The organism is Micromonospora sp. DT233 (assembly GCF_049841815.1).
GTDB lineage: Bacteria > Actinomycetota > Actinomycetes > Mycobacteriales > Micromonosporaceae > Micromonospora.
The window spans coordinates 378,479-396,812 of sequence record NZ_JBNCLB010000003.1 but is presented as its reverse complement, the minus strand read 5'-3'; the positions used below and the strand labels follow the sequence as shown (position 1 = coordinate 396,812).

At 73.6% G+C, this 18,334-nt stretch carries 17 protein-coding genes; 3 read left to right on the top strand and 14 right to left on the bottom strand.

Translation table 11 applies throughout. The annotated features are described in order from the left end of the window. Positions 1 to 115 precede the first annotated feature (115 nt). From trmD to proS, 6 genes are all read right to left on the bottom strand, one after another. A complete protein-coding gene (gene trmD / locus ACLQ2V_RS09880; protein WP_425718088.1) occupies positions 116 to 952 on the bottom strand; it encodes a tRNA (guanosine(37)-N1)-methyltransferase TrmD in 837 nt (278 codons plus the stop codon). 75 nt (positions 953 to 1,027) lie between these two features. Further along, complete coding sequence (rimM, locus tag ACLQ2V_RS09875) at positions 1,028 to 1,582, bottom strand: ribosome maturation factor RimM (protein WP_425718328.1); 555 nt, start codon at positions 1,580 to 1,582, stop codon at positions 1,028 to 1,030. 2 nt (positions 1,583 to 1,584) lie between these two features. After that, a complete protein-coding gene (locus tag ACLQ2V_RS09870) occupies positions 1,585 to 1,818 on the bottom strand; it encodes an RNA-binding protein (RefSeq protein ID WP_013732101.1) in 234 nt (77 codons plus the stop codon). 1 nt (position 1,819) lies between these two features. Next, complete coding sequence (gene rpsP, locus ACLQ2V_RS09865; RefSeq protein WP_425718087.1) at positions 1,820 to 2,368, bottom strand: 30S ribosomal protein S16; 549 nt, start codon at positions 2,366 to 2,368, stop codon at positions 1,820 to 1,822. Between the two features lie 294 nt (positions 2,369 to 2,662). Then, the gene (locus ACLQ2V_RS09860; protein WP_425718086.1) at positions 2,663 to 3,313 is read right to left on the bottom strand and encodes a DUF402 domain-containing protein; all 651 of its coding nucleotides are present in this window, start codon (positions 3,311 to 3,313) and stop codon (positions 2,663 to 2,665) included. A gap of 14 nt (positions 3,314 to 3,327) precedes the next feature. Beyond that, positions 3,328 to 4,734, bottom strand: coding sequence for a proline--tRNA ligase (gene proS / locus ACLQ2V_RS09855; protein ID WP_425718085.1), 1,407 nt, complete (start codon positions 4,732 to 4,734; stop codon positions 3,328 to 3,330). Between the two features lie 154 nt (positions 4,735 to 4,888). On the opposite strand from proS, the gene ACLQ2V_RS09850 reads away from it, so the two are divergent. Beyond that, complete coding sequence (locus ACLQ2V_RS09850; RefSeq protein WP_425718084.1) at positions 4,889 to 5,515, top strand: TetR family transcriptional regulator; 627 nt, start codon at positions 4,889 to 4,891, stop codon at positions 5,513 to 5,515. A 95-nt stretch (positions 5,516 to 5,610) separates the two neighbouring features. On the opposite strand, the gene ACLQ2V_RS09845 is transcribed toward ACLQ2V_RS09850, so the two are convergent. From ACLQ2V_RS09845 to ftsY, 8 genes are all read right to left on the bottom strand, one after another. Further along, complete coding sequence (locus tag ACLQ2V_RS09845; protein WP_425718083.1) at positions 5,611 to 6,690, bottom strand: amidohydrolase family protein; 1,080 nt, start codon at positions 6,688 to 6,690, stop codon at positions 5,611 to 5,613. 18 nt (positions 6,691 to 6,708) lie between these two features. Beyond that, positions 6,709 to 7,287 carry a Uma2 family endonuclease gene (locus ACLQ2V_RS09840; RefSeq protein WP_425718082.1) on the bottom strand — a complete coding sequence of 193 codons (579 nt, stop codon included), beginning with the start codon at positions 7,285 to 7,287 and terminating at the stop codon, positions 6,709 to 6,711. A 69-nt stretch (positions 7,288 to 7,356) separates the two neighbouring features. Continuing rightward, the gene (ffh, locus tag ACLQ2V_RS09835) at positions 7,357 to 8,916 is read right to left on the bottom strand and encodes a signal recognition particle protein (RefSeq protein ID WP_425718081.1); all 1,560 of its coding nucleotides are present in this window, start codon (positions 8,914 to 8,916) and stop codon (positions 7,357 to 7,359) included. A 193-nt stretch (positions 8,917 to 9,109) separates the two neighbouring features. Further along, positions 9,110 to 11,467 carry a [protein-PII] uridylyltransferase gene (locus ACLQ2V_RS09830; protein ID WP_425718080.1) on the bottom strand — a complete coding sequence of 786 codons (2,358 nt, stop codon included), beginning with the start codon at positions 11,465 to 11,467 and terminating at the stop codon, positions 9,110 to 9,112. A gap of 15 nt (positions 11,468 to 11,482) precedes the next feature. Next, a complete protein-coding gene (locus ACLQ2V_RS09825; RefSeq protein WP_425718079.1) occupies positions 11,483 to 11,821 on the bottom strand; it encodes a P-II family nitrogen regulator in 339 nt (112 codons plus the stop codon). Positions 11,822 to 11,846: 25 nt separating this feature from the next. Continuing rightward, the gene (locus tag ACLQ2V_RS09820; RefSeq protein WP_425718078.1) at positions 11,847 to 13,259 is read right to left on the bottom strand and encodes an ammonium transporter; all 1,413 of its coding nucleotides are present in this window, start codon (positions 13,257 to 13,259) and stop codon (positions 11,847 to 11,849) included. 193 nt (positions 13,260 to 13,452) lie between these two features. Continuing rightward, complete coding sequence (locus ACLQ2V_RS09815; protein ID WP_425718077.1) at positions 13,453 to 14,316, bottom strand: phosphotransferase; 864 nt, start codon at positions 14,314 to 14,316, stop codon at positions 13,453 to 13,455. 7 nt (positions 14,317 to 14,323) lie between these two features. Then, the gene (gene ftsY / locus ACLQ2V_RS09810; RefSeq protein ID WP_425718076.1) at positions 14,324 to 15,508 is read right to left on the bottom strand and encodes a signal recognition particle-docking protein FtsY; all 1,185 of its coding nucleotides are present in this window, start codon (positions 15,506 to 15,508) and stop codon (positions 14,324 to 14,326) included. 148 nt (positions 15,509 to 15,656) lie between these two features. Here ftsY and ACLQ2V_RS09805 point away from each other — a divergent pair, with 148 nt between their 5' ends. Beyond that, on the top strand, positions 15,657 to 17,369 hold the full coding sequence (locus ACLQ2V_RS09805; protein ID WP_425718075.1) for an alkaline phosphatase D family protein: 1,713 nt from the start codon (positions 15,657 to 15,659) through the stop codon (positions 17,367 to 17,369). Between the two features lie 132 nt (positions 17,370 to 17,501). Continuing rightward, on the top strand, positions 17,502 to 18,334 hold an 833-nt coding region (locus tag ACLQ2V_RS09800; RefSeq protein ID WP_425718074.1), incomplete at its 3' end, for an N-acetylmuramoyl-L-alanine amidase.

Below are 18,334 nucleotides of genomic sequence, written 5' to 3'. Positions count from 1 at the left end.
ACCGTCACTCGGTGCGCGGATGGGTGGTTCTGATCCTCGGGTCGGTGGCCGCCGGACGGCCCCCGGTCGGGGATCCTCGCAACGGCCCACGGCGCAGGCTGATGCGGCAACCCCCCTACTTTGCCACATCTCCCGGCGGCGGCGGAAATCCGGCCCCGGCCAGGCCCGCCCCGTCCCGTTCGGCCGGCCTCGCCCGGTCCAGCTCCGCAAGAAGCGCCCTGTCCCGCTTGTCCAGATCGGCCCGGTCGAGCGCGGCCAGCATGTCGGGCCGGCGGGCGGCGGTGCGGGACAGCGCCTCGTCGCGCCGCCAGCGGGCGATCCGGCCGTGGTCGCCGGAGCGGAGCACCTCCGGCACCTCGTGCCCCCGCCAGGAGGCCGGTTTGGTGTACATCGGGGCCTCCAGCAGCCCGTGGGCGTGCGACTCCTCCTCCAGCGACCCGGCGTTGCCGAGCACCCCGGGCAGCAGCCGGGTGACCGCCTCCAGGATCACCAGCACCGCCACCTCGCCGCCGAAGAGCACGTAGTCGCCGAGGGAGACCTCGGTCACCCGCATCCGGCCGGCGGCGTGGTCGAGCACCCGCTGGTCGATGCCCTCGTACCGGCCGCAGGCGAAGAGCAGGTGCGACTCGCCGGCCAGCTCGTGCGCCATGGCCTGCGTGAACGGCTCCCCCGCCGGGGAGGGCACCAGCAGCCGGGGCAGGGTCATCCCGTCGGGAGCCAGCTCCGCCGGGGCGAGGGCGTCGAGGGCCTCGCCCCACGGCTCGGGCCGCATCACCATGCCGGGCCCGCCGCCGTACGGGGTGTCGTCGACCGTGCGGTGCACGTCGTGGGTCCAGTCCCGCAGGTCGTGCACGGCCACCCGCAGCACGCCGTTGGCCTGGGCCCGGCCGATCAGGGAGAGCTCCAACGGGGCGAGGTACTCGGGGAAGATCGACACGACGTCGACGCGCATGCGGGGAGGCTCCAGCGAAACTAGCGGGCCTGGCCCACCCGGGTGCGACGGGCGCTCCCGGGTGGGCCGGGGGCCCTAGAGGTCGAGCAGGCCGGCCGGCGGGTCGGCGACGACGCGCCCACCGGCGAGGTCGACCTCGACGACGATCGCCTTGACGAACGGGATCAACGCCGTCCGCCCCTCGGGGCGGCGCAGCACCAGCAGGTCGGAGGCGGGGGCGTGGTCGATCGCGGCCACCTCGCCGAGCCGCTCGCCGGCCGGGGTGACCACGGCGAGGCCGACCAGGTCGTGGTCGTGGAACTCGTCCGGGTCCTCCGGCGGGGAGATGTCGGCGCTGTCCACCCCGAGCAGGGTGCCGCGCAGCGCCTCGGCGACGTCGCGTTCGACGATCCCCTCGAACACGACCAGCATCCGCCCCTGGTGCCAGCGGGCCGACTCCACGGTCAGCTCGGACGGCACCTGGAACGGCACGCCCGGGCCGGGGGCCGGGTTGGCCGGAGGCCGCGCTCCCGGCTCGGTACTCAGTACCGAGCCGGGAGCGAAGCGGTCCTCTGGCTCGTCGGTGCGCACCTCCACGGTGACCTCACCGCGCAGGCCGTGCGGCTTGCCGATCCTGCCGACGATGAGCAGCATCAGTACGAGTCGACGATGTCGACGCGGACGCCGCGCCCGCCGATGGAACCGATCACCTGGCGCAGCGCCTTGGCGGTCCGGCCGGACCGCCCGATCACCGTGCCGAGGTCCTCCGGGTGCACGCGGACTTCCAGCCGCTTGCCCCGACGGGAGTCGACCATGCGGACCCGGACGTCGTCCGGGTGATCGACGATGCCCTTGACCAGGTGCTCGAGCGCCGGACGCAGTGCCATGTCAGGCCTGCTCGCCGGCGTTCGCGGCGGGCTGCTCCTCGGCCTTCGGCGCCTCGGCCTCGGCCGGGGTCTCGGCCTTGGCCGGGGCCTCGGTCTTCGCCGGGGCCTCGGTCTTCGCCGGGGCCTCGGTCTTCGCCGGGGCCTCGGTCTTCGCCGGGGCCTCGGTCTTGGCGGCCTTCTTGGCCGGCTTCGCCGGGGTCTCGGTCAGGCCGGCGGCGGCCTTCGCCTCGGCCTCGTACGCCGCCTTGCGGTCGGCCCGCTCGGGGGCGACCAGGAGCGGCGGCGGGGCCGGCAGGCCCTTGAACTTCTGCCAGTCACCGGTCAGCTCCAGCAGGCGCTGCACGGCCTCGCTCGGCTGCGCGCCGACCGACAGCCAGTACTGGACCCGCTCCGACTTGACCTCGATCACCGAAGGGTCTTCCTTCGGCTGGTAGATGCCCACGAACTCGATCGCCCGGCCGTCACGCTTGGTGCGCGAGTCGGCGATGACGATGCGGTACTGCGGGTTGCGGATCTTGCCCATCCGCAGGAGCCGGATCTTTACGGCCACGGTTGTTTCGCTCCTGTTGCAATCTCACCGGCCCGGGACGGGCGGTGCACGGGTGAGTGTCGACCGGCACAGTGGGGTTGGGCCGGAGACTGCTCGGGTGGACTGGCGACGCGCCCGGGTTAGAGGGCGCCGAACGCGCGCCGGATACCAGCGCCCCATTCTGCCAGACCGCACCGGGGTTCTTCACATCGGCTGGTCGCCCCGCCGCAACCACCGGGCAGAACGGTGCGCTTTCGCGCCAACTGTCCGATCCTTCGCCACATGCCGTGCCCGGTCGACGCGCACCGTGCCCGGTCAGCGGGCCGGCGGCCGGTCCCAGCCGTCGGGCAGCTGCTCCGGCATCGTCCACTCGGGCGGCGGGGCGAAGTCGCACCAGGTGCCGTCGAAGGGGAACTCGCCGGCCTCGGCCCGGGCGATCACCCGACGTCCCTCTGCGCGCACCGCCGCCTCGTCGGCGACCCAGTAGTGCTCGGGGAAGGCCAACCGCTCGGCGAACTCCTCCTCGTCCTTCCAGTGCCAACTGAGGTCGGGGCGGACCACCACGTCGAGGTCCTGGTCGACCATGTCCACCCCGGCCAGGTCGCCGTCGTCCCAGCGGACGGCCGGCTCCTCCAGGTTGACGTACCAGTTGGTGAAGCGGCCGTGCGCGTCGGAGAACCACCAGACCGAATGCGCCTCGCCCACGGGCAGGAACTTCAACACCGGCGGCCCGTCCCACCGCCCGTGCGCCAGCCGGTACGACGGCGACGTGATCCACTCGGCGAACGGCACCGCCCGCATCCCGAGCCCGGCCTCGGTGACCTCGTGGGCCACCGGCGCGTCCCGGGGCACGAGGATCAGCAGCCCGCGCTCGTCGTCGCTGACCACCCGGCCGGCCCGCACCCAGCCGATCCGGCCGTGCCGGACGTTGCGGTGCACGATCAACCGGCCCGGAGCGAAGGTCATGGCCATCGCCGGCGTCAGTAGGCGCGGGCCAGGACGGCGACCAGCTCCGGCTCGTCCTCCGAGTCGGGCACCGAGCCGTCGGCGCGCAGCAGGCAGCGCACGGTGACGCCCCGGCCGTTCGCCTCGGCCTCGCCGGCCACCCCGACCGCCGACCACGGCACCCGGGCCCAGCCGGTGGCCGCCGCCTCGATCGCCTCGGCGAGGGTGGCGACCTCGACGGTGCGGGACTCCCGGTGGGCCAGGGCCTCGTCGTGCAGCGCCCGCTGATCCGCCTCGAGGGCCGCCAGCACCGCGCCGACCACGTCGGCCACCGGGGTCGGCGACTTCGACCCGTTCGTACGCCGGACCACGACCGCGTTGCCGGCGGCCAGGTCGCGGGGGCCGACCTCGACGCGTACCGGGTAGCCGCGCAGCTCGGCGTCGACGGCCCGGCGGCCGAACGGGGTGTCGGTGCGGTCGTCGAGCGCGACCCGGACACCGGCGTCGCGCAGCGCGTCGCGGAGCGTCCGCGCCGCCTCGCCGACACCCTCGCCGTCCTTGACCACCATCACGTACGCCTGGACCGGCGCCAGCTTCGGCGGCAGCCGCAGGCCGTTGTCGTCGCCGTGCGCCATGATCAGGCCGCCGAGCATCCGGGTCGAGGTGCCCCAGGAGGTCGTCCAGGCGAGCTCCCGGCCCCCCTCGGCGGAGGAGTAGCCGATGTCGAACGCCTTGGCGAAGTTCTGCCCCAGCTCGTGGCTGGTGCCGAGCTGCAGGGCCTTGCCGTCGCCCATCATGCCCTCGCAGGTGAACGTGGCGGTGGCCCCGGCGAAGCGCTCACGCGTGGTCTTCAGGCCCACCACCACGGGGATGCCGAGCACGTTGACCATCATGTCCTCGTACGCCTCATGCAGGATCCGCCGCGCGTACGCCTGGGCGTCGGCGCGGGTGGCGTGCGCGGTGTGCCCCTCCTGCCAGAGGAACTCGCTGGTGCGCAGGAAGATCCGGGGGCGCAGCTCCCAGCGGACCACGTTCGCCCACTGGTTGAGCAGCAGCGGCAGGTCCCGGTACGAGTCGATCCACTTGGCCATGAACTCGCCGATCACCGTCTCGCTGGTGGGGCGCACCACCACCGGCTCGGCGAGCTGCTTGCCGCCACCGTGGGTGACCACCGCCAGCTCCGGCGAGAAGCCCTCGACGTGCTGCGCCTCGCGCTTGAGGTAGCTCTCGGGGATGAAGAGCGGGAAGTACGCGTTCTCCGCTCCGGTCGCCTTGATCCGGGCGTCCATCTCGGCCTGCATCCGCTCCCAGATGGCGTAGCCGGCCGGTCGGATCACCATCGTCCCCCGGACCGGGCCGTTGTCGGCCAGCTTCGCCTTGGCGATCAGGTCCTGGTACCAGCGGGGGAAGTCCTCCGCGCGGGGAGTGAGCACGCGTGCCATGACCGCAGATCCTAGGCGGCACCCGCCGCCGCCCCACCGCCGCCCCGCCGCTCCGTCACCACCGCCGCGCCGTCCTCGCCGCTCCGTCACCACCGCCGCGCCGTCCCCGGCGTCGGGACGGCCGGGGCGGGGCCGGCCGTAGACTTCGACCACCATGGGTGAGCTCAGCGACGCCCGGCAGCGGTTACGGGCCAGCATCGTCGATGCCGCGCGGGCGCAGACGGTCGCGGGCGGCTGGGACGGCGTACGGATGGGTGAGGTGGCCGCGACCGCCGGGGTGAGCCGGCAGACCGTCTACAACGAGTTCGGCAGCAAGGCAGGGCTGGCCGAGGCGCTGGCCCGGCGCGAGGTGGACCGGTTCGTCACCGACGTGCGGGCGAACCTCGACGCGCACGGCGACGACGTGCGGGCCGGCGCCTACGCGGCGATCTCGCACACCCTCGCCGCGGCGGCGGACAACCCCCTGATCAAGGCGATCCTGACCAGTGCCCAGGGCGGCTCGGACGAGCTGCTGCCGTTCCTGACGACGCGCGCGGAACTGGTGCTCACCGAGTCGACGGGGGCCCTGCTGGACTGGGCCACCGCCCGCCTACCGGCCGCCGACCCGGCCACCCTGGCCTTCGCCGCCGACGCCATAGTCCGCCTGGTGGTCAGCCACATAGTCCTCCCAAGGTCCCCGACAGACCAGACCGCCCGCTCCCTGACCTCCCTGGCCCTGACCCTCTTCCTCCCACCCCTCCCACCCCCCCCACCCCTCCCACCCCCCGCCTCGCAGAGTTGATCAAGAGGTTTGCGTCAGATTTTGCCGCGCGGCTGACGCAAACCTCTTGATCACCGGGGAGGTGGGGGTGGGGTGGGGTGGGGGTGGGGGTGGGGTCAGGGCAGGATGCGGCCGCGGAGGATGGTGCGGGTGGGGGTGCGGACTACCGAGAGGTCTTGGCGGGGGTCCTTTGGGTAGACCGTCAGGTCGGCCAGGCCGCCCTCCACCAGGCCGGGGAAGCCCAGCCATTCGCGGGCCTTCCAGCTTGCGGCGGCGAGGACGTCCAGCGCCGACATGCCGGCCCGCTCGTGCAGCAGCAGCATCTCCTCGGCAGCCAGCCCGTGATCGATGCCGCCGCCCGCGTCGGTGCCGACGTAGATCGGCACCCCCGCCTCGTACGCCGCCCGGACCACCTCGGGGAAGCGGTCGCGCAGGGCGAGCATGTGGTCGGCGTACCGGGGGAACTTCGCCTGCGCCCGCTCGGCGATCCCGCCGAAGGTCGCAATGTTGATCATCGTGGGGACCAGGGCGGTGCCCTGCCGGGCCATCAGGTCGATCAGGTCGAGGCTCAGCCCGGTGCCGTGCTCCACCGAGTCCACCCCGGCGCGCACCATGATCTCCACGGCGGACTCGGAGAACGTGTGCACCGCCGCCCGCGCCCCGGCGGCGTGCGCGGCGGCCACGGCGGCGGTCATCGTGTCGGCGTCCCAGGCGGGGGCGAGGTCGCCGACGCCCCGGTCGATCCAGTCGCCGACCAGCTTGACCCAGCCGTTGCCGGCGGCGGCCTGGGCGGCGACGGTGGCGGCCACCTCCGACGCGTCGACTTCCAGGCCGATGTCGCGCAGGTAGCGCTGCGGCGGGGCGACATGCCGGCCCGCGCGGGCCAGTCGCGGCAGCTCCGGGGAGTCGTCGAGTTCGGGATACGGGTACGGCGAGCCGGCGTCGCGGATCGCCAGCACCCCGGCGTCACGGTCGACGCGGGCCGCCGCGCGGGCCTGGTCCAGGGAGGTGATCGGGGCGCCGCCCCGGGCGATGCCGAGGTGGCAGTGGGCGTCGGTCAGGCCGGGGAGGATGAAGCCGCCGTCGACCACCGTCTCCGCCCCGGGCACCGGGTCGAAGGTGACCCGGTCGCCGACCAGCCAGAGATCCCGGACCTCGTCGTCGGGCAGGAGCACGCCGCGCACATGCAGAGCCATGCGCACAGTCCTACCCGATCACTCCTCGTCGGTGGCGAGCAGGCCGTCGCGGCGGGCGGTCAACGCCGGCAGGTTCACGGAGACCTTCCACGGCTGCTCGGTGACGAAGAGGTCCGCGGTGTGGGTGACCTGCTCGTACTCCCGGCCGGCGCCGAGCGCGTACTCGGTCAGCGTGACCTGCTCCTGGAGCGGGTCCACCACCCAGTACGACCGCACCCCGGCGTGCGCGTAGACCTTCGCCTTGTCGTACATGTCGCGGAAGGTGGAGGTCGGGGAGACGACCTCCACGGCGAGCAGCGCGTCCTCGACGGGGACCGGCGAGCGGTCCGCGTGCCTGCGGTGGATTACCACCACGTCCGGGCGCGGCTCGTTGCGGCGGTCGACCCGCATCGACAGGTCGAAGCTCACGAGGTGTCCGGGCGGGCAGTTGATTCGAAGCGCGAGCAGCAGCTCCACGCAGAGCTCTTGGTGTATGGCAGTCGGTGACGGCACGATCAACCTTCCGTTGATCAGTTCGTACGGAAGGTCCTTCGGCAGGTCGCCGAGGTCGTCGACCGTCCACTCGTGCCGTTCGGGCAGGATGGGCGCTGCGGTCATGACATCTCCTTCCAGGGGGCGACGACCACTTTAAGCACCTAACCAGTCGCCCACCGTAACCGACACGCGTCAGCGGGGGCGGTTGTCGCCGCCCTTGCCGAGCTTGTTGAAGTCGATCTTCGGGAGCTTGAAGCCCGGCGGCAGGCCCTGGCCGGCGGCCAGGTCGTTCGGGTCCAGGCCCGGCGGGAGCTGCGGCATGCCGCCCGGGAAGCCGCCCGGCATCCCGGCGCCCGCGCCGGTGCGTGGCCGGTTGCCGCCCTTGGTGCCCTTGCGCTTGTTCTTCGGCGACTTGGTCGCCTTGCGCCGGCCGCCGCCGGGCAGGCCCATCATGCCGCCCATCTGCTTCATCATCTTCTGCGCGTCGGTGAAGCGGTTGAGCAGCTGGTTGACGTCCATCACGGTGACGCCCGAGCCGTTGGCGATGCGGGCCCGGCGGGAGCCGTTGATGATCTTCGGGTTGGTGCGCTCGGCCGGGGTCATCGAGCGGATGATCGCGGTGACCCGGTCGAAGTGCTTGTCGTCGAGCTCGGAGAGCTGGTCCTTCATCTGCCCCATGCCGGGCATCATGGCCAGCACGTTGGCGATCGGGCCCATCCGCCGGACCGCGATGAGCTGGTCGAGGAAGTCCTCCAGGGTGAACTGCTCACCGCCCATCAGCTTGGCGGTCATCTTGTCCTTCTGATCGGCGTCGAAGGCCTGCTCGGCCTGCTCGATCAGAGTGAGGACGTCGCCCATGCCGAGGATCCGGCTGGCCATCCGGTCGGGGTGGAAGACGTCGAAGTCCTCCAGCTTCTCGCCGGTGGAGGCGAAGAGGATCGGCTGCCCGGTCACCTCGCGGACCGAGAGCGCGGCGCCGCCGCGGGCGTCGCCGTCGAGCTTGGACAGCACCACGCCGGTGATGCCCACGCCGTCGCGGAACGCCTCGGCGGTGCGCACCGCGTCCTGGCCGACCATCGCGTCGATGACGAAGATGACCTCGTCGGGCTGGACCGCGTCGCGGATGTCGGCGGCCTGGCGCATCATCTCGGCGTCGATGCCGAGGCGGCCGGCGGTGTCGACGATGACGATGTCCCGGGCGGCCCGCCGGGCGTGCTCGATCGAGGCGCGGGCGACCTGCACCGGGTCGCCGGTGCCGTTGCCGGGCTCCGGGGCGTACACCTCGACGCCGGCGCGGCCACCGAGCACCTGGAGCTGCCCGACGGCGTTGGGGCGCTGGAGGTCGGCGGCGACCAGCAGCGGCTGGTGGCCCTGGGTCTTGAGCCAGCGGGCCAGCTTGCCGGCCAGGGTGGTCTTGCCGGAGCCCTGGAGGCCGGCGAGCATGATCACCGTCGGCGGCTGCTTGGCGAACTGGAGCCGCCGCCCCTCGCCGCCGAGGACGTTGACCAGCTCCTCGTTGACGATCTTGATGATCATCTGCGCCGGGTTGAGCGCCTGGGAGACCTCCGCGCCGCGCGCCCGGGTCTTGACGTTCGCGATGAAGCCCTTGACCACCGGCAGGGCGACGTCGGCCTCCAGCAGCGCCATGCGGATCTCGCGCGCGGTGGCGTCGATGTCGGCGTCGGTGAGCCGACCCTTGCCGCGGAGCTTGGTGAAGATCCCGGAGAGGCGGTCACTCAAGGTGTCAAACACGCGAACATCCCGTTTGTCAGTGTTCCGGCGGGCACAACGTGACCGGGCGCAGGTGTCCGGCCATGGCTAGGGTAGCCCGCCGCCGACAGCCGCGCTCCGGCCCGGCCCAGCAGCGCCCGTCGGCCCCGGCCACGAGAGCGTGCCGACCGCCGGGGCCCCTCCGTGGCCGGCGGCGTCATCGGGCGGCCCGGCCCTACACCGCGGCCAGGACGGCGGTCTCCAGGCGGGCCCGCTCGTCGTCCGACGGCCAGCCGCCGACCAGGTAGAAGGCGTCCACGACGTCGCCGCCGAGGGTGCTGATCCGGGCCGCCCGGACCTGCGCGCCGGCCTCGTCGAGGGCGCGGGTCACCCGGTAGAGCAGCCCGGCCGCGTCGGCGGCCCGCAGCTCCAGCAGCACCGCGTCGGTGGCCGCCTCCCGGTGCCACACGACCCGGGGGGCCGCCCCGGAGCCGCGCGCCGCCAGGGCCCGGCCGCGCAGCCGCTGGTTGACCGAGACGTCCCCGGCGACCGCCCGACGCAGGTCGCCGCCGAGCGCGATCGGGTCGGGGGCCAGCCCGTAGCGGGGCTGCACCCGGCACTCGACCAGGGCCCGGCCGTCGACCGTGGAGGCGTCGGCGGAGAGCACCTCCATCCGGTGCAGCGCCAGGCAGCCGGCCACCGTCGCCAACAGCCCCCGCCGGTCCGCCGCGGCCACCGCCACCAGGTCCCCACCCAGGTGTACGGCCGGCAGCGGCCCGGCGACCAGCGCCGGGTCCGGTGCGGGCGGGGCGGGCAGCGCACCGCTGTCCAGCGCGGTGTGCACCCGGGCGACCAGTTCGGCCACGAGCCGGCCCTTCCAGTCCGACCAGGCCGCCGGGCCGGTGGCCGCCGCGTCGGCGCGGACCAGGGCGTGCAGCAGGTCCAGGGTGGCCGGGTCGCCGACGGCCTCGGCCACCCGGGAGATGGTCACCGGGTCGGAGAGGTCGCGGCGGGTCGCCACGTCGGGCAGGAGAAGATGCAGCCGGACCAGCGTGCCGATCAGCGCCACCTCGGGGCCGGGCAGCCCGATCCGGGCGGCCACCGCCTCGGCCAGCGGCGCGCCCACCGTGCTGTGGTCCCCCGGCAGCCCCTTGCCGATGTCGTGCAGGAACGCGCCGAGCAGCAGCAGGTCGGGGCGGTCCACCTCGCGGGTGTGCCGGCCGGCCTCGCAGGCGGCCTGCACGAGGTGCCGGTCGAGGGTGTACCGGTGCACCGGGTTGTGCTGGGGCAGGCTGCGCAGCCGGGGCCACTCGGGCAGCCAGCGGTCGACCAGCCCGTACCGGTCGCAGGTCTCCCAGGCGGGCACCAGGCCGGCGCCGGCGCCCAGGAGGGTGATCAGGGCGGCGCGGGCGGGCTCGGGCCAGGGCGACGGCAGCGGCGGGCAGTACGCGGCCAGCCACTCGCAGGTGGCGCGGGCGATCGGCAGCCGGGTGGTGGCCGCCGCGGCGGCCACCCGCAGCGACAGGCTCGCGTCGGGGCGGGCGCCGATGGCGGTGCGGGCCAGCACCAGCTCCCCGTCGTGCTCGACGACGTCCCGGGCGACCGGGCGGCGCACCGGCCGGGGCTCGCCGACGCGGCGGCGGCCGGAGCGCAGCCGGTCGGCGGCCCGCCAGGCGTCGTCGAGGGCGTGGCTGATGGTGCGGGCGTCCCCGGCGACCCGGCGCAGCAGCGCGTCGCCGTCGCCGCCGGCCGGCTCCCCCGCCGCGTCGGCCGGGCCGGGCTGCCGGGCCACGATGCCCGGGTCGCCGCCGGGGTGGGGTTGGCGCAGGCCGAGGCGGGCGGCCACCCCGTCGCGTTCCTGGGCGACCAGCCGGTCCACCCGCCGGCCGGCCTGCTCGTGCAGGGCGTCGCGGGTGTCCAGCAGGCGCAGGTGGGCGGCGCGCACGGCGGGGCGCAGCGCGTCGGTGATCCCGGCGGTGGCGATGGCCCGCAGGATGCCCACGTCGCGCAGCCCGCCGGCGGCCTCCTTGAGGTCGCCCTCCAGCAGGAAGGCCAGCTCCCCGTGGGCCGCCCAGCGGGCGGTGGTGATCTCCCGCAGGGCGGGGAGCTGGCGCACGGCGGTGCGCCGCCAGTGGTCGGCGGCGGTGCGCGCCAGCGTGTCGGCCAACTCACGGTCCCCGGCGACGAAGCGGGCGTCGAGCAGGCCGAGGGCGACCTTGACGTCGTCCTGAGCGACCGAGAGCGCCTCGGCGAGGGTCCGCACCGAGTGGTCCAGCCGCAGGCCGGCGTCCCAGATCGGATACCACAGCTTCGGGGCCAGCTCGTCCATCCCGGGGACCCCGGCGTGCAGCAGCACCAGGTCGAGGTCGCCGTGGGGGGCGCACTGCCGCCGCCCGAGCCCGCCCACGGCCAGCAACGCCACCCCGGCGCGCGGTGGCAGCAGGGTGGCCAGCCAGCGGTCGTACGCCTCGGCGCGGGCGGCCCGCGCGGGCCCGCCGATCCCGCCGGGAACGCCGACGACCTCGTTGACCAGGAGGTGTGCGCCACCGTCGCCGGTATCGTCCGACGCGTTCCTCTTGGTCAACGAGGTCATCTGCTGCCTTCCGGCCTAGAGGGCGTCCAGGCCGCGTTCGCCGGTGCGGACCCGGACGACCTCGTCGACGCCGGTCACCCACACCTTGCCGTCACCGATCTTGCCCGTCCGGGCGGCCGAGACGATCGCGTCGACGATCTTGTCGAGGTCGATCTCGTCGGTGAGCACCTCCACCCGGATCTTGGGCAGGAACTCGACGGTGTACTCGGCACCCCGGTAGACCTCGGTGTGCCCCTTCTGTCGACCGTAACCCTGGACCTCGCTGACGGTCAGCCCGGCCACCCCGAGGGCGTGCAGGGCCTCCTTCACCGCGTCCAGCTGGTACGGCTTGATGACCGCGGTCACCAGCTTCATGTCCAACCCCTCCATCCCAGGAACGTTAACCGGCGACCTTCTCGTCGACCGGCTCGGCGGGCTCCGCCGAGGCCGGCTTGGCGCCGGCGGTCCCGCCCGGCGTCCCGATCCCGGCGAGCGCGAACGCGCTGCCGCCACCACTGCCACCGGCCGGGGAGAGGTCGTAGCCGCTCTCGGCGTGCTCGGCGATGTCGATGCCCTCGACCTCGGCCTCGGGCTTGACCCGGAAGCCGATGGTCTTCTCGATCACGAAGGCGAGCACCCAGGCGACCGCGAACGACCAGACGGTCACGATCAGGCCGGCGACCGCCTGGCGGCCGAGCTGGGTCAGCCCGCCGCCGTAGAAGAGGCCGTCGGAGGCGCCGACCACGTCGCTGATCGCGGCGTTGACCGAGTTGGTGGCGAAGAGGCCGAGCCAGAGCGACCCGATCCAGCCGCCGACGAAGTGCACGCCGACCACGTCGAGGGAGTCGTCGTAGCCGAGCTTGTACTTCAGCGCGATGGCCAGCGCGCAGACCACGCCGGCCACGAGGCCGAGCAGCACCGCCGCCCAGGGGGCGACGAAGCCGCAGGCCGGGGTGATCGCGACCAGGCCGGCGACGGCGCCGGAGGACGCACCGACCATCGTCGGCCGCTTGTCCTTGATCCACTCCACCGCCAGCCAGCCGAGCACCGCCGCGGCGGTGGCGAGCTGGGTGTTGATGAACGCCAGACCGGCGACCGAGTCGACCGTCAGCTCCGAGCCGGCGTTGAACCCGAACCAGCCGAACCAGAGCAGACCGGCGCCGAGCGCCACCAGCGGGATGTTGTGCGGCTTCATGCCCTCGCGGGGCCAGCCGAGCCGCTTGCCCAGCACCAGCGCCACGGCCAGGGCCGCCGCACCGGCGTTGATGTGCACGGCGGTGCCGCCGGCGAAGTCCAGCGCGTGGATGTCGCCGCCGATGATGCCGCCGCCCCAGACCCAGTGCGCGACCGGGAAGTAGACCAGCGTGGCCCAGCCGAACGCGAAGAGCAGCCAGCCGCCGAACTTGGCCCGGTCGGAGATCGCGCCGCTGATCAGCGCGACGGTGATCACCGCGAAGACCATCTGGAACGCCATGAACACGTACAGCGGGACCCCGATGCCGCTGGGGTTCTCCGTGGTGGCGCCCCAGAGGTCGGTCTCGGCCAGGAAGGTCTTGGTGCCGAGATAGGCCCCCGGGTCGCCCCAGAATCCGTTCACGTCGGCCCCGAAGGCGACGCTGAAACCGTAGAACCACCACAGAACAGAGATGAGCCCGATGGCGGAGAAGCTCATCATCATCATGTTGAGCACGCCCTTGGCCCGGTTCAGCCCGCCGTAGAACAGCGCGAGCCCGGGTGTCATGAGCAGCACGAGCGCGGTCGAAACGAGCAGCCAAACGGTGTTGGCGCCGTCGATCGTCGGTGCTTCAGGCACGCTGGCCTCCTAAAGGTGAAGTTCCCTCCTCACGGCTTCCGGGGCAGCGTCGCCCGTACGCCGGATGGGCGGAAGCTTCGTCGCCTCCTGTTTCCCGCACCGTGCCTCGGTGGTTTCCAGCCGGTGACGCTCTGTTTCGTACGTGTGAAGAAAACCTCACCGTCGGCGGGACCGCAGGGGGAGCGGGGTGGGCTCAGCGCAGCGCGTACTCCAGGGCGGGGCGCTCGTAGTCGAGCAGGCGCAGATCGCGCATGGGCCGGCGAAGGTGGCCCTTGTGCACGATCCGGACGAACGCCGGCTCCCCGGCGGCGGCCATCCGCCGGATGCCCTCGACGTGGTCCACGATCCGCTTGCGGATGGTCCGCACCAGTCGGTGCCGGTCGCGCGGGATCAGCCCGTACGCGTCGGCGAAGAGCCGCAGCCGGCGCGGCCGGTCGGGGCTGTGCCAGCCGAGGGTGATCGAGTCCCGGTCGGCGAAGACCGGCACCCAGGTCCAGGCCGCGTACGCCACGTCGTAGATGCGGGCGCCGGGCGAGGCGAGGTCGAAGTCGATCAGCCCGAGGGTGCCGTCGGGCCGCCAGATCACGTTGTGCGGGGCCGCGTCGTGGTGGCAGATGACCTCGGTGTCCGGCGGCGGCGGGCCGAACGAGCGCCACACCGCGCCGGGCGGCGGGACGAAGCCGTACTGGGCGTCGTGGAACATCCGCAGCATGGTGGCGACGGTCACCAGCGCCTCGTCGGTGACCCAGTGCGGGGCCAGGGGGTACTCGCCGCACTCCCCGTCCAGGTACGACAGGACCTCGCGGTTGCGCTCGTCCATTCCCAGCGCCCGGGGCGCGCCGGTGAACCCGACGTACTCCAGGTGGCGCAGCAGGGCGTGCACCGACGGGGTCCACGGGCCGGCGTTGCGCCGGACGGTGTCACCCACCCGGACCACGGTGCTCACGTTCCCGCCGTGCAGCGGGATCTCCTGCGAAGTCACGTGCGGTCTCCCCAGGGCCGGCGCCGGGTGGCGGTCGTCGCGCCACCCGGCTCGGGCGCGATCGTCGGTGGTCACTGCGAGGCTACGCGTCGCGGGCGAGCGGCTCGGTGCCGAGCAGCGCGTCGACGAACTGCGCCGGGTCGAACGGGGCGAGGTCGTCCTTGCCCTCGCCGAGGCCGACCAGCTTGACCGGGATGCCGAGCTTGCGCTGCACGGCGATGACGATGCCGCCCTTGGCGGTGCCGTCGAGCTTGGTGAGCACCACGCCGGTGACGTTGACCACCTCGGTGAAGACGCGGGCCTGTTCCAGGCCGTTCTGGCCGGTGGTGGCGTCGAGGATCAGCAGGGTCTCGTCGATCGGGCCGTGCTTCTCCACCACCCGCTTGACCTTGCCCAGCTCGTCCATCAGGCCGACCTTGTTCTGCAGCCGGCCGGCGGTGTCGATCAGCACGGTGTCCACGCCGGTGTCGATGCCCCGGCGAACGGCGTCGAAGGCGACGCTGGCCGGGTCGGCGGCCTCCGGGCCGCGCACGGTCTCCGCGCCGACCCGACCGCCCCAGGTCTCCAACTGGTCGGCGGCGGCGGCGCGGAAGGTGTCGGCCGCGCCGAGCAGCACGGTACGGCCGTCGGCGACCAGCACCCGGGCGATCTTGCCGCAGGTGGTGGTCTTGCCGGCCCCGTTGACGCCGACGACCAGCACGACCGCCGGCACGCCGTCCTTCGGGGCGGTGCGCAGCGACCGGTCCAGGGTCGGGTCCAGGGCGTTGACCAGCTCGGCGGCGAGCAGGGCGCGCAGCTCGGCGGCGGAGCGGGTGCCGAGCACCCGGGTCCGCTCCCGCAGCCGGTCGACGATGTCGCGGGTGGCGTCGATGCCGACGTCGGCGGTGATCAGGCTGTCCTCGATCTCCTCCCAGGCGTCCTCGTCCAGGTGGTCGCGGGCCAGCAGGCCGAGCAGGCCCTTGCCGAGGGAGTTCTGCGAGCGCGACAGCCGGTCGCGCAGCCGGACCAGCCGGCCGGCGGTCGGCTCGGGGACCTCGACGGTCGGCGCGGGCGGCGCCGGCGGGGGCTCGACCAGGACCCCGGTGGAGAGCTCGGACTCGGGCGCCTCGACGGGCGGCCCGGCGAGGTCCTCCTCGGCCCGGGTCTGCACCTCCGTTTCCGGCAGCGGCGGTTCGGGGCGCCGGCGCAGCCGTGGCGCCACCAGCCCGAGGCCGCCGAGGATCAGCACGCCGAGCAGGGCGAGCGCGATGAGGAGGTATTCCGTCATGCCGAAATCCTGTCAGATGCCGGCGGCGGCGTCCCAGCCACCGCACCCGGCCACCGCTCGAGCTGCGGGTACGCTCGCCGGGCCGTGGCTGGCGGAAGGGCCGACCGGGTAGAAATGATGAGCTCGTCTCACCCCCTGGAGGTTCTGCATGCCGGCGTCCCGCCTGCTCATCGGCCCACTGCTGCGCCGGGTCGTCGACACGCGGGCGACGGTCTGGGTGGAGACCAGCGAGCCGGCGACGGTCCGGGTCCGCACGGCCGACGGGGCCGAGGGCAGCGCGGCCACCTTCTCGGCGTACGACCACCACTACGCGCTGGTCGTGGTGACCGGGCTCACCCCGGACAGCGCGACGACGTACGAGGTGCTGGTCGACGACGAGCTGGCCTGGCCGTTGACCACGGGCGGCTTCCCGCCGAGCGTGATCCGGACCCGGGCGGTCGACGACGCCGACCAGCCGGTGCGCCTGGTCTTCGGCTCCTGCCGGGAAACCACCCAGCACGCCACGGCGCGCAAGCTCCCCCCGGACGCCCTCGACGCGTACGCGCGGCGGCTGATGGCCGACGCGGACGCCGACCGGCCGGACCTGCTGGTGCTCCTCGGCGACCAGGTCTACGCCGACGAGACCTCGCCCACGGTGCGGCGGCTGCTCAAGCGGCGTCGGCGGCGGCCGAAGAACGCCCCGGAGACCCAGGTGGTCAGCTTCGACGAGTACACCAAGCTCTACCTGGAGTCGTGGCGGGACCCGGAGATCCGCTGGCTCTTCTCCACCGTGCCCAGCGTGATGATCTTCGACGACCACGAGATCATCGACGACTGGAACACCTCGGCGGCCTGGCGGGCGGACATGCGCGCCGAGCCCTGGTGGGCCGAGCGGATCGGCAGCGGGCTGGCCTCCTACTGGGTCTACCAGCACCTGGGCAACCTCGCCCCGGAGGAGATCGACGCCGACCCGCTCTACGCGAAGGTGATCGCCGCCGGTAGCGACGCCACCGAGGTGCTGCGCGAGTTCGGCACGCGGGTCGACACCGAGGCCGACCTGGCCCACGACACCGAGCGCTGGCGGGCCGTGCAGTACCAGTGGAGCTACGCGCTGGACCTGGGGCGGACCCGGCTGGTGATGCTGGACAACCGGTGCAGCCGGGTGCTGGAGCGGGGCAACCGGGCGATGCTGCCGCCGGGCGAGTGGTCCTGGTTCCTGGACCGGGCGCACGGCGTCTACGACCACCTGGTGGTCGGCGCGTCGCTGCCCTGGCTGCTGCCGCCGGGCATCCACCACGTCGAGGCGTGGAACGAGCGGCTGGCCGACTCCCGCAGCCGCTGGGTGTCGGGGCTGGCCGAGCGGCTGCGCCGGGACCTGGACCTGGAGCACTGGGCGGCGTTCCGCCGTTCCTTCGACGCCCTCGGGGCGCTCTTCGCCCGCCTCGGCAGCGGCGCGCCGGGCAGGCCCGGCGACCGGGTCGGGGCCGGGCCGGCGTACCCGCCACCGGCGTCGATCAGCGTGCTCTCCGGCGACGTGCACCACTCCTACGTGGCGCGGGCCCGCTTCGACGACCCGGCGGTACGCACCCCCGTGCACCAGCTCACCTGCTCGCCGATCCACAACCAGGTGCCGGCGCCGATGCGTCCGCTGATGAAGCTGGGCTGGTCGCCGGGGCCGTCCGGGGCCACCCGGGCGCTGGCCCGCTCGGCCGGGGTGCGCCGCCCGCCGCTGCGGTGGAAGCGGCTCGCCGGGCCGTACTTCGGCAATGCGATCGCCACGCTGGTGCACGGGGGGCGCGCGGCCGAGGTGACCATCGAGGGCACCACCAGCGACGGTCACCTGCGCGAGGTGATGCGGCAGCGCCTGACGCCCGACGGCTGAGCGCCACCCGGCGTACACGACCGATACCAGAACGAGACATTCACCAGTGATGATCTCCTGTGTCGTGTCCGAACACGCCGTCGTCCGCGCCGGGCGCGGGCGTGCTCACCCGCCGGGTGGAAGGAAGATCGCATGGGGATTCCCTGGCTTGCCGACGTGCTGCGCGCGGCCGGCGTGGCGGTGGTCGAGGAGGGCAACTGGCGGGCCCGGGGGGTCAGCGGCTCCTTCGCCCCGATCGGGGTGCTCTGGCACCACACCGCCGCCACGTCCAGCCCGAGCCGGCCGGCACCGGCCCTGGGTGTCTGCATCAACGGCCGCTCCGACCTGCCCGGCCCGCTGTGTCACGCGCTGGTGGACTACCACGGGGTGTTCCACCTGATCTCCGCCAACCGCGCCAACCACGCCGGCAACAGCCGGGGCAGCGGCCCCATCCCGGCCGGCAACGGCAACACCATGCTGATCGGCTGGGAGATCGACTACAACGGCGTCGACCAGTCGATGACCCCCGCCCAGTACGCCGCCTCCGTGGCCGCCACCGCCGCCGTGCTCCGCACGCTGGGCCGCGACGCCAGCTACGCGCGCGGCCACCGGGAGACCAGCACCACCGGGAAGATCGACCCTTCCTTCATCGACCTCGACGCGATGCGCCGCGACGTCGCGGCCGCCATGGCCGGCGGACCGGGCACCGACCCGAACACCGGCCCGATGTACCACCAGGCGCGCTACCCGAACGGGGCGTGGGCGGGGTTCCAGCCGCTGGCCGGCTACGGCACGACGAGCCCCGGCGACGCCCGCGACATGGCGATCACCGGGATGTCCGACGGCGCGGCCCAGTTGGTCATCGTCGGCGCGGACAGCGGCATCTACCACGAGATCCGCCACGTCGACGGCAGCTGGAGCGGCCTGCAACCACTGGCCGGCGCGGGCACCTCCAGCACCGCCGCCGGCAGCCGCGTCGCCATCGC